This is a genomic window from Microbacterium sp. HD4P20, assembly GCF_019449275.2.
In the GTDB taxonomy this organism is placed as follows: domain Bacteria; phylum Actinomycetota; class Actinomycetes; order Actinomycetales; family Microbacteriaceae; genus Microbacterium.
This window is the reverse complement of sequence record NZ_JAHZQZ020000010.1, coordinates 193,334-203,970: the sequence shown is the minus strand read 5'-3', so window position 1 is coordinate 203,970 and position 10,637 is coordinate 193,334. Positions and strand designations below refer to the sequence as shown.

Sequence of the window (10,637 nt, the reverse complement as noted above, 5' to 3'; positions counted from 1 at the left end):
TTACTACTGTTGGGGTATGGCGGATGCTTCCGAGATCGATCCTTCGGACCTGTGGGGTTGGGAGGGTGTTCCGGATGCTGCGGAGTGGATGCCGGTGCCGGATGCGGTGGATCTGGTGACGGAGACGGCGACGATGATGTCGGTGTTCGCCGCGGAACGCTTGGTGCGGATCGATGCGATGCGGCGGGAAATGCTCGCTGAGGCGGTGGGGCGTGGTGTCGGGGTGTTGGAGATCGTGGAGCGGTCGATCCGGTTGGAGTTGGCGGCGGCGATGCGGGTCACCGAGTACACCGCCGGCAGGCTCCTGGTGCTCGCGGAGGCGTTGACGGGCCGGTATCCGGGGGTGTTGGCGTCGTTGTCGGCGGGGCGGATCACGGAGAAGCATGCCGAGGTGTTCGTCGATCTCATCGACGAGGTCCCGACGGAGCTACGCGGCCAGGTCGTTGAGAAGGCGGTGGGGTTGGCGGAGGCGGAGCCGGTGGGATCGTTCCGGCGGGCGCTGCGCACTTTGATCGACACGGTGCAAGCCCGCACTTTGGAGGAGCGGCATCGGGACGCGGTGCGGGAGCGGCGGGTCTGGGTCGAGCCCGGGCGGGACGGGATGGGCACCCTGTGCGTGTATGCGCCGCTGGTGGAGGTGCAGGCCATCCACGGTCGGGTGACCGCGATCGCCAAGACCATCACCGGCCGCCGGAACGACCGCGACCAGCACGACCGCGACGCTGAGGACACTCGCGCGTTGGATCAGGTGCGCGCCGATGTGGTCTGTGACCTGCTCATCGACGGCACCACCGACACCATCCCCGCCGCGGCGCACGGGATCCGTGCCACCGTGGTCGTCACCGTCCCCGCGCTGGCCCTGCTGGAGGATGAGGTGGCGGAGAGTTGTGATCCGCCGGTGGTGGAAGGCATCGGCCCCATCCCGTTGCCCCGGGCGCGGGAGTTGTGCGGTGGGGACGGGAGATGGATGCGGGTGCTCACCCACCCCGAGACCGGGATGGTCCTCTCCGTCGGCCGCGACCGGTACGAACCCCCCGCCGCACTCCGGAAACTGGTGAAATGGCGCGCCGACCGGTGCATGGGACCCGGCTGCACCCTCCCCGCCAGCAGGTGCGAGGTCGACCACACCATCCGGTGGACCGACGGGGGCGACACCGACCTGCGCAACCTGACACCCCTGTGCAAAGGCCACCACATCGTCAAAGACAACACCGACTGGACCGTCACCCAAATCCCCGGCAGCGGCGGCGCCATCCAATGGCTCTCACCCGCCGGGCGGCGGTACATCGTGCAACCCGAACGCAAGATCCCGGTCTTCACCACACCCCGCGACCACACCACCCACCACGCACCCTTCTGAGTGCGCGGCGGCATGCCGGCGTGAGACGATGCCGGGGATGGATAGCGCCGCTCGAGAGGAACTTGGCCGACTCCGTGCTCGCGCGTACGGCCCCGCAGCTGACATCGAGCAGGATCCTGTAGCGGTCCAGCGCCTCCACGAACTCGAAGGTCTGCATGCCGGCCCGGACTCCGCGCCTTCCGCCGATATCGAGCCGGCGGCGGTGCCGGAGATCGTCGAGCCAGATGAACCGCCCGCCGGGGCAGAGACTGATGCCGCGCCCCCTCAGCCGCGCATCGAACCCGCCCCGGAGCCATCCGAGACGCCAGAGAGCGAAACGGTCGCCCAAGCGTCAACCGCGCGTCTGCCGATTCGATGGAAGCTGTTGTGGGCAGCGTCGATAGTGGGATCGGCTGCGCTGGCCGCGAGCGTCATGTTCGGCCTCGTGTGGATTTCGCCTGTCCCTGCTTCGGCGGGGGCTCCCCAGATCGCCACATTGGAGACGACGTCGACGGCCGAGGTTCCCTCCGGCTTCGCCGGTGCCGGCCCGAGTTCCTCGGTGTTCGAGTTCCACGGGCTGACGCTTTTCGAGAGTGCGGGCGGGTTCGGCAGTTACGGATCCGGCGTCGGGGCTGGGCCGTGCCTCACCGTCATGGCGACGGAGCAGGTGCCGTCCGCGGAGGAGTTCGATCCGTCCTCGTGGAGCTTCAACGGCCCGGTGTACTCGGGCTGCGCGATCGGCGCGTTCCCCGCGTCTGTAGAGGTCGGCTTCGACAGCAACACCCCGAGCGAGCTGCGTGATCGCTTCCCGTCGGGCCGAGCATTGCAGTTCGTCCTCGACGGCGATCGGCTCGGCGTCTTCCTCGACAGCGAGTAGCCGGCACGCCGTGCCGCGGGCCGGTCCGCGTTCAGGTGGTCACGAACGACCGCCCGGTGGCGGCGGCGCAGGCCAGCTGCTGACAAGAATCACTTCGTGCACCCCATCCACGAACCGATCCAGGTCGGGGCGACGCTTCAGTCCGATGGATGCCGCGGTGCGCTGAGACGGGATGTTGTCCACCGTCGTCCTCGCCACCACAGGCAGCCCCGGGAACCGCTCTTGCGCCATCCGCACGGCTGTTCCGGCCGCCTCTCGGGCATAGCCGTGCCCCCAGCTCGCCGCCGAGAACCTGTAGTACAGGTTGAGAATGGCGACGCTCGACCACGTGCCATGCCTCAGGCCCGAGAAGCCGATCACGTCAGCGCTGTCGACCGCCTCGATCGCCCAATATCCGAATCCGTGCCGCTCCCAATGCGCGATCCATTCCGCCAAGCGCCGCGCGCTCGCGTCTCGGTCTGCGTCGGGACCGTCGGGGTTGAAGCGGTTGGTCTCGGGTGCCGAGTGCACCTCGAAGGCGGCATCCAGATCGCCACTCGTCGGCCGACGCAGCAGCAGGCGCTCTGTGCGGACCTCATCCCAGTCCATACGCACACCTCCGCCATGAGTCGTCTCCCACATCTCACCATGGCCTGGTACGGCACGTGATGATCTGCGCGATCTCGCGCGGGCAGCCAAGTCAGCGCCAGGCAGTCTCGGGGTCGAGCAGTCTCGCGTCGCGGCCGTGCAGCGTCAGCGCGAGCCCTGCCGCCGCCTCGAGCTCTTCACACAGGTCCACCGCGCGCACGAGATCGGGCGCACACACGACGCTGCCGTGACTGGCGAGCAGCATGACGTGGGCGTCCACCGCCGCCTCCCCCACTCCGCGAGCGAGGTTATCCGATCCGGGTGGCGCGTAGTCGACCAGCCGAACGCGGCCCAGCGTGCGGATCCGGTACGGGGTATACGTGGGCAGCGGGTCGGCGCCGGGCGGGCACGCGAGGCACGACACCGCCGTCGCGGCGCGCGAGTGCAAGTGAATGACGGCACCGGCATCGGGTCTCGCTCGGTAGGCGGCGACGTGAAGCGCCCACTCCTTGGTCGGCGCCGGACCCGTCACATGCGCGCCGTCGATCGTCAGCTCGGCGATGTCGCCGGGCTCGACGCGCCGCAGCGACGACCCCGTGGGCGTGATCAGGATGCGGTCGCCCGCACGCACGCTCGCATTGCCAGAGCTCCCCGGCGACAGGCCCGCCGCCGCGACCGCCCGGCAGGCATCCACCAGCAGCTGCGCGCTCATGCATCCTCCTCGAAGGCTCCGGTCTCCTCGAAGGCTTCCGTGAAGAAGTCCGTGCCCCCGAAGTTCCCCGACTTGAAGCACAGGTCGAGCGCACGACCGGCCTCGTCTGTCGCCGTCGTCCACGCGACGCCCGGCGCAGCCACGCGGCGCACACGCAACACATCCACGCCGAGACCCGCGGCGACCGCGCCCGACGTCTCGCCGCCCGCGACGAGGATGCGACGCACGCCCAGCTCGTCGACAGCCGCGACGGCGATCGTCGCGAGCGCGTCCTCGACAAGAGCAGCCGCCCGCTCGCGCCCCCAACGCTCCTGAGCATGAGCGACGGTCGCAGGCTCCGCCGTCGCCGATACGAGTGGCACCGTGTCGCACGACCGAACGAACGCGAGAGCCTCCGCGACGACGGCGTCGAAGTCACCCGCGAGCGCGTCAGTATCGAGGTCGAACCTCGGGCCCGCGAACGCCGCCACCTGCCCGCGCGTGCGCTCCGAGCCGCTCCCCGACAGCACCAGCGCCCGGCCTGCAGGCGGCGCCGCCACGACCGGCGTCGCACCCGCACCGAGCCGCCGCGCGAGAGCCACGGCAAGACCGGCGGCTCCACCGAGCAGCACGCCATCCGCGTGTGCGACCGCTGCGGCCGCGGCATCCAGATCCCGGTCCTCCACCGCGTCGAGCAGCACATGCCGCACGCCCTCATCGCGGAGATCCCGGATGCCGGAGGCCACGGCATCCGCTCCCGCCCTGGCCTGCTCGATCGGCACGAAACCGACGCGATGCGGAGTCTGACGCCCGAGCACCCGCACGAGGTCGGCATCGCGCATCGGCGTCAGGGGATGGTGCGCGAGAGAGGACTCCGACAACAGCCGATCGCCCACGAACAGATGCCCGCGGTGCATCGTGCGCCCGACCGCCGGAGTCGCCGGCGTGCCCACCGAGCCCCACACCCCGAGCTCGTCGACGAGAGCGTCGGCGACCGGGCCGATGTTGCCGTCGTCGGTCGAGTCGAACGTGGAGCAGTACTTCTGGAAGATGCGCCCCGCGCCCCACTCACGCAGCACGCGCGCCACCGCGACGCTCTCGGCCACCGCCGATGCGACCGGCGCAGTGCGGGACTTCAGCGCCACGATGACGCAGTCGCTCGACGGCGACCGGCCCGGATCGGGCACGCCGAGCCGCACCTCCGCGCTCAGCCCCGCCGCGGTCACGCCGGCAGCGACGTCGCACGCACCCGTGATGTCATCGGCGATCACGCCGAGCACGATGCTCATCGGGCGACTCGCACCTCGACGCCGGCGGACTCGAAGCTCGCGATCACCCCAGCGTCTGCCCGGTCGTCGGTGATGAGGGTGTCGACGATGTCGAGCCCGGCGATGCGCACGACCGAGCCCTGGTCGAGCTTGCTCGCGTCGGCGAGCAGCAGCACCCGCTCGGACTGCCGCGCCAAGACGCGCTTGATCGCGGCATCCAGCACGTTCGTGCCCCACAGCCCATCGAGCCCCACCGCGGTCGCCGACAGCAGCGCGACGTCGCACCGCACCGCACGCAGCGTCTCTTCCGCGAGCGGCCCCGCGAAGCTGCGCGTGTCGGGTTGGTAATGGCCGCCGGCGGCGATGAGCCTCGGCTCCGGCTCCCGCGAGAGCGCCTCGATCACGGGAAGCGAATGCGTCACGATCGTTGCGGAGCGCAGGAGGGATGCTGCGGCGGCGACCGTCGTGCCCGCGTCGAGCGCCACGACCTCGGCGCCGGCAGCCTCACGCGCGGCCAGTTCGGCGATCGCCTGCTTCTGGGCGGCGCCGACCGCACCGCGGCTCTCGAACGGGATGCCCGCCGAAGCGATCGTGGCACCCCCGGCCACGCGCCGCAGTACACCCTGTTCCTCGAGCAGGCGCAGATCACGGCGGACGGTCATCTCCGACACCCCGAGACGCTGGGCGGCGGCGGCCGACGCGAGGTACCCGTCCGTCGACACGAGCCGTTCCAGCTCTGCACGCCGTTCCGGCGCTGCCGTGTATCGCATGCCCCCATCCTTCCGTCCTGACGATTATCGAACAACATTTGCCAAATGTGTTTGAAATGTCACAAACTGGACGCGTGACGCTCGTCCTGGGTCTGGACATCGGCAGCACGACGACGAAGGCCGCCCTCGTCGCCGTGGCCGCTGAGGTCTCGGTCGTGCGCGTCGCCCGCACACCGACGCCCGCCGACGCCGCCGAGCTCATCGCCGCCTGCGCCGCCGTCGCCCGCGAGTGCCTGGCCGATGCGCGGCAAGCGATCGCCGCCGTCGGCATCGCTTCGATGGCCGAGAGCGGCGCCGTCCTCGGCGCGGACGGAAGCCCGCTCACACCGCTGCTGCGCTGGGATCGGCACGTCGACCAGCAGCATCTCGACGACCTGCTCGCGCAGCATCCGGGCCTCCCCTCTCTGACCGGAGTGCCGGCGACCACCAAGCCCGCCGCCATCGCTCTGCGTGCCCTGCGCGCCGAGCACCCCGGTCTGTTCGGTGCGACACGCCACTGGGCCGGCGTGGCCGACCTCGTCGCGCACGCGCTCACGGGCGTGCGGGCGACCGACCACACCCTCGCGGCGCGCACGATGATGGCCGGCGCCGACGGTGATGGGTGGGATGCCGCGGTGCTGGCGTCCACGGGCATCGCCCTCGCCGCACTCCCCGATGTGCGGGCGCCGGGCGAAGCCGTCGCACCGACCACGGCCGACGCCCTCGCGTTCGGGTTGCCCGCCGGCGTGCCCGTCTTCATCGCCGGACACGACCACGCCGTCGGGGCATGGGCCAGCGGTGTGCGCGCGCCCGGCGCAGTGGCCGATTCGCTCGGCACGGCCGAGGCGATCGTGCGAGTGACGGATGCCGCGGCCACCCCCGCTGCGGTCGCCGACGGCTTCTCGGTCGGGCGCACGGTCGACGGTTCGGCGCGGACGCTGGTGGGCGGCAGCCGTGCGTGCGGGGCGATGCTCGAGTGGTGGGAGGCGAAGCATCCCGCCGATCGCCTGCTCAGCCGGCTGGGTGCACTCGACCCCGAATCCTGGGCGACGAGCAGGATGACGGTCCTGCCCTACCCCTCGGGCCGGCAGTGTCCCCGACCCGACCCCGACGCACGCGTGGCTATCCGCGGCGAAGAGACCGATCCCGCTGGCCGGGCCCGGGCCGTGCTGCAGGGCCTCGTGCTCCACGCCCGCTGGATGCGCGAGACGATCGACGCGCACGCCGGCTCTCCGTCCACCGACCTCACCTTGCTCGGGTCGCTCGCCGATCGCATCCCGCCGTGGGCTCCGCTCACCGGGACGGCCGGTATCCCGGCCCACCGCACCACGACCGGCGAACCCGTCGCCGCCGGCGCCGCGCTGCTGGCCGCCGTGCGGGTGGGCGCGGCATCCCCCGATCTCACCCTCGAGCGCACCGACGTCGCACCCGCGACCGCTCCCGGGCTCGACGACGCCTACCGACGGTTTCTCGACGCCGCCCTCACCGAAGGAGAACGATGACCACCCTCGACGCCATCGCCCGCCCGTCCGGCGCATTCGCCATGGTCGCGATGGACCAGCGCGAGAGCCTGCGCCACATGTTCGACGTCGCCGGTCGCGGCCGGCCCGCCGATGACGTGCTCATCGACTTCAAGGTCGCCGTCGCCGAGACGCTCGGCCCGTATGCCTCCGGGTTCCTCGCCGACCACCAGTTCGGCTTCGACCAGGTGCGCGCGGCGCTGCCCGAGTCCGCCGGCCTGATCCTCGCCGTCGACGCGCTCGACCAGGCCGACGGCGGCCCCGTCGAAGACACCGACCTCGACGAGGCCGCTCTGTCCGACATCCCGGAGCAGGTCACCGGCCTCAAGCTGCTGCTCATCTGGCGCCGCGACGAGCGCCGCGAGGCGCGCGTCGAGCTGGCGTCGCGCTTCATCGAGACGGCCCGGGCGAACGGGGTGCTTTCGGTGCTCGAGCCGGTCGTGCGCGCGGCGCCGGGCGAGGCGGACTTCGATCCGGACGCCGCGATCCGCGAAGCCGCGCGCGAGCTCGCGGCACTGCATCCCGATCTGTACAAGTCCCAAGTGCCCCTGGCCGGAGCCGGCGACGAGGCGCAGCAGCGGGCCGCGAGCGCCGAGCTCAACCGATGCATGACCGGACCGTGGGTGGTGCTGTCGCAGGGGGTCGAGCGGGACCGGTTCGCCGACGCCGTACGCGCCGCGTGCCTCGAAGGCGCCAGCGGCTTCCTCGCCGGACGCGCCCTGTGGAGCGACGTCGTCGGCACCTCCGACGTGCGCGGCGAACTGCGTGCCCGCTCGATCGACCGGCTCACGGCCCTCGGCGACATCGTCGACGAGACGGCACGGCCGTGGCACGAGGCGTGACCATGCGTGTCGGCGTGCTGCACACCGTTCCAGCCCTGGTGCCGGTGTTCCAGGGGCTGCTCACCGAACGCCGCGGCGACCTCGACATCGTCCACGTCGCCGACGGCTCGCTGCTGGCGCGTGCGATCGCGTCGGGCATCACCGACGACGTCGAGGCCGGCATCCGGGGACATCTCACCGCCCTGCGCGACGCCGGAGCGCGTGCGGTGCTCGTGACGTGCTCGTCGATCGGCGAGGCGGCGACGGATGCTGCGGCCGCCGTCGGCGTGCCGCTCGTGCGCGTCGACCAGGCCATGGCCGGCGAGGCCGTCGCGCGGGCGAAGGCGGGCTCCGGTCGGATCCTGGTGCTCGCGACACTCGCGGCGACGCTCGGACCGACCAGTCGGCTCGTGCAGTCCGCAGCGGCGGCGGAGCCCGCCGTCAAAGACACCGCCGTCGAGGTGACGTCCCAGGTCGTGACCGATGCGGCCGATGCGCGCGCCGCCGGCGACCTCGCGACCCACGACCGGCTGATCGCCGACGCCATCGCGGCGGCCGGCGACGTCGATGTGATCGTGCTCGCACAGGCGTCGATGGCGACCGGTGCCGGCGGCGACCCGCGCGTGCTCACGTCGCCCGAGTCGGGAGCCGACGCCTTCGTCGAGAGCCTCACGTCGTGACCGGGCCCCTCATGAGCGGAGTCTCGCTGCTCACGTACGCGGACCGGCTCGCCGGCGACCTTCCCGGGCTCGGTCGGCTGCTCGACGACGAGCTCGCGGCATTCGACGGCGTGCACGTGCTGCCGTTCTTCACGCCGTTCGATGGCGACGACACCGGCTTCGACCCGATCGACCACACCGCCGTCGACCCGCGACTCGGCTCATGGAGCGACATCCGCCGTCTCGCCGGTGCGCGCGAGGTGACCGCTGACCTCATCGTCAACCACGTCTCGAACCGCTCGGCGGAGTTCGAGGACTGGCTCGCACGCGGCGACGCCTCGCCGCACGACGGCATGTTCCTCACGTTCGACCGCGTCTTCCCGGACGGCGCGTCCGAGGCCGACATCACGGCCTTCTACCGGCCCCGGCCCGGCCTGCCGTTCACGCCCTATCGCGGCTCCGACGGACGCCGTCGCCTGGTGTGGACTACGTTCATGCCCTCGCAGGTCGACATCGACATCACCCACGCGGCCGGCATCGGCTACCTCGAGCGCCTCGCCGACACGCTCGCCGCCGGGAGCGTCGGTACGGTGCGACTCGACGCCGTCGGTTACGCGGTGAAGACGCCCGGCACCGACTCGTTCATGACGCCGCTGACCCTCGATTTTGTGGCGCAGGTCGCGGAACTGATCCGTGCGCGTGGCATGCGAGTGCTCGTGGAGGTGCACGCGCACCACTCGCAGCAGCAGGCGATCGCCCCGCTGGTCGACCTCGTGTACGACTTCGCGTTCCCGCCGCTGCTCCTGCACGGGCTGGCGACCGGCCGAACCGATCGCATCGCGTCGTGGCTCGGCATCCGTCCCTCGAATGCCGTGACGGTGCTCGACACGCACGACGGCATCGGCGTGATCGACGCGGGCCCTTCGGGCGACCGACCCGGGCTGCTGTCGCACGACGACATGGCGGCGGTGTTCCGCGCCGCGCACGACGCCACCGGCGGGCACTCTTCGGTCGCGTCGGTGATCCCCGCATGGATGACCCTGCCCCACCAGATCAACGCGACCTTCTTCAGCACCCTCGGACGCGACACACGACGGATGCTGCTGGCCCGCGCCCTGCAGACCTTCCTGCCCGGCGAACCGCAGTTCTATTACGTCGGGCTGCTCGGCGGCGCCGACGACACCGAGCTATTCGCACGCACGGGTCAGGGACGCGACGTCAATCGGCACCACTGCACACGCGACGAGGTGCTGCGGGCGCTCGACACCGACGTGACGCGAGGCCAACTGGCGCTCGCACGACTGCGGCGGCATCCCGTCTTCGGCGGTTCCTTCTCGTGGGACGCACCCGACGACGCGTCGCTCGTGCTGCGCTGGCAGGGCGGTGGCCACGTCGCGGTGTTGCGAGCGCGGGTCGACGACCCCGACTTCGAGATCACGCTCGACGGGATGCCGGTGGATCTGCTGGCGTGACGGACCGGGCGAGCACGAAGCCCTGGGCGTGCTTCTCGGCCGGACGGGCCGCACGGTCGAGCACCGTGTCGATGCCGAATCCGTGAGCACGGAGCGCGTCGCACACGTAGGGCGTGTGGTGCAGGTATGCGGTCAGCTCGACGTCGTGGCCGTACGGCCTGTCGAGCCGGCGATCGCCGGTGCCCGCCTGATACCCGAGCAGGAGCACGCCGCCCGGACGAAGAACACGGGCGAACTCGTCGAACACGGCGCCCAGCTCGTGCGGCGGCGTGTGGATGACCGAGTACCACGCGAGCACCCCGTCGAATCGGTCGTCGTCGAAGGGCAGAGCCGCGTGGCCGGCCACGACCAAGTCGAGATCCGGATGACGCGACCGCGCCTGCGCGAGCATCCCTGGTGACAGATCGCTGCCGGTGATGTCGAGGGCGCCGTCGAGCTGTGTGAGGAACGTGATCATGCGGCCCGTGCCGCAGCCGGCCTCGAGCACGGAGGCGGGGCGGTCCGGCATGGCATCGACGAAGTGCCGCACCATCGCGAGATCGACCGGTGCCTCGTACCGGGTGTCGGGCAGCAGCTCGGCATAGCTCGCCGCCACAACGTCGTACCCCACTCGCGTCGCGTCCGTCACCCCTCGGATGCTACCGCCGCCCTGCCCCGCCCCCGCCGAGCATGTC

11 protein-coding genes are annotated in these 10,637 nt (G+C 71.4%); 6 read left to right on the top strand and 5 right to left on the bottom strand.

Features of this window, described 5'->3' with window-relative positions:
- Both K0817_RS03140 and K0817_RS03135 read left to right on the top strand, forming a co-directional pair.
- Positions 1-1,360, top strand: a 1,360-nt coding sequence (locus K0817_RS03140; protein WP_374209516.1) for a DUF222 domain-containing protein, incomplete at its 5' end; no start/stop codon positions are given.
- Between the two features lie 475 nt (positions 1,361-1,835).
- Positions 1,836-2,216, top strand: a complete 381-nt coding sequence (locus K0817_RS03135; RefSeq protein WP_253735147.1) for a hypothetical protein — start codon at positions 1,836-1,838, stop codon at positions 2,214-2,216.
- A gap of 39 nt (positions 2,217-2,255) precedes the next feature.
- On the opposite strand, the gene K0817_RS03130 is transcribed toward K0817_RS03135, so the two are convergent.
- The 4 genes from K0817_RS03130 to K0817_RS03115 all read right to left on the bottom strand — a co-directional run bounded on the left by K0817_RS03130 (position 2,256) and on the right by K0817_RS03115 (position 5,512).
- Entirely contained in the window at positions 2,256-2,804 is a 549-nt protein-coding gene (locus K0817_RS03130) for a GNAT family N-acetyltransferase (RefSeq protein WP_219979895.1), read from the bottom strand.
- A 91-nt stretch (positions 2,805-2,895) separates the two neighbouring features.
- Positions 2,896-3,495 carry a class II aldolase/adducin family protein gene (locus tag K0817_RS03125; RefSeq protein ID WP_219979894.1) on the bottom strand — a complete coding sequence of 200 codons (600 nt, stop codon included), beginning with the start codon at positions 3,493-3,495 and terminating at the stop codon, positions 2,896-2,898.
- Positions 3,492-4,763, bottom strand: coding sequence for a 3-oxo-tetronate kinase (otnK, locus tag K0817_RS03120; protein WP_253735146.1), 1,272 nt, complete (start codon positions 4,761-4,763; stop codon positions 3,492-3,494). The genes K0817_RS03125 and otnK overlap by 4 nt, the downstream gene beginning before the upstream one ends.
- The gene (locus K0817_RS03115; protein WP_219979893.1) at positions 4,760-5,512 is read right to left on the bottom strand and encodes a DeoR/GlpR family DNA-binding transcription regulator; all 753 of its coding nucleotides are present in this window, start codon (positions 5,510-5,512) and stop codon (positions 4,760-4,762) included. The genes otnK and K0817_RS03115 overlap by 4 nt, the downstream gene beginning before the upstream one ends.
- Positions 5,513-5,586: 74 nt before the next feature.
- Between K0817_RS03115 and K0817_RS03110 the strand changes: the two genes are divergently transcribed.
- The 4 genes from K0817_RS03110 to K0817_RS03095 are packed head-to-tail and all read left to right on the top strand — an operon-like array spanning position 5,587 to position 9,963.
- Complete coding sequence (locus K0817_RS03110; RefSeq protein ID WP_219979892.1) at positions 5,587-6,993, top strand: FGGY family carbohydrate kinase; 1,407 nt, start codon at positions 5,587-5,589, stop codon at positions 6,991-6,993.
- Positions 6,990-7,853, top strand: coding sequence for a hypothetical protein (locus K0817_RS03105; RefSeq protein WP_219979891.1), 864 nt, complete (start codon positions 6,990-6,992; stop codon positions 7,851-7,853). The genes K0817_RS03110 and K0817_RS03105 overlap by 4 nt, the downstream gene beginning before the upstream one ends.
- A gap of 2 nt (positions 7,854-7,855) precedes the next feature.
- A complete protein-coding gene (locus tag K0817_RS03100; protein WP_374209517.1) occupies positions 7,856-8,512 on the top strand; it encodes an aspartate/glutamate racemase family protein in 657 nt (218 codons plus the stop codon).
- Entirely contained in the window at positions 8,509-9,963 is a 1,455-nt protein-coding gene (locus K0817_RS03095) for an alpha-amylase family glycosyl hydrolase (protein ID WP_253735145.1), read from the top strand. The genes K0817_RS03100 and K0817_RS03095 overlap by 4 nt, the downstream gene beginning before the upstream one ends.
- Here the strand turns inward: K0817_RS03095 and K0817_RS03090 are convergent.
- Positions 9,926-10,591 (bottom strand): class I SAM-dependent methyltransferase, encoded by a 666-nt coding sequence (locus K0817_RS03090; protein ID WP_219979889.1) that lies wholly within the window; start codon positions 10,589-10,591, stop codon positions 9,926-9,928. The genes K0817_RS03095 and K0817_RS03090 overlap by 38 nt on opposite strands.
- Between the last annotated feature and the right edge of the window lie 46 nt (positions 10,592-10,637).

Coding starts and splice junctions, on each gene's coding strand:
- K0817_RS03105 (WP_219979891.1), top strand. CDS start 6,990: ATGACCACCCTCGACGCCATCGCCCGCCCGTCCGGCGCATTCGCCATG.
- K0817_RS03130 (WP_219979895.1), bottom strand. CDS start 2,804: ATGGACTGGGATGAGGTCCGCACAGAGCGCCTGCTGCTGCGTCGGCCG.
- K0817_RS03115 (WP_219979893.1), bottom strand. CDS start 5,512: ATGCGATACACGGCAGCGCCGGAACGGCGTGCAGAGCTGGAACGGCTC.
- K0817_RS03100 (WP_374209517.1), top strand. CDS start 7,856: ATGCGTGTCGGCGTGCTGCACACCGTTCCAGCCCTGGTGCCGGTGTTC.
- K0817_RS03125 (WP_219979894.1), bottom strand. CDS start 3,495: ATGAGCGCGCAGCTGCTGGTGGATGCCTGCCGGGCGGTCGCGGCGGCG.
- otnK (WP_253735146.1), bottom strand. CDS start 4,763: ATGAGCATCGTGCTCGGCGTGATCGCCGATGACATCACGGGTGCGTGC.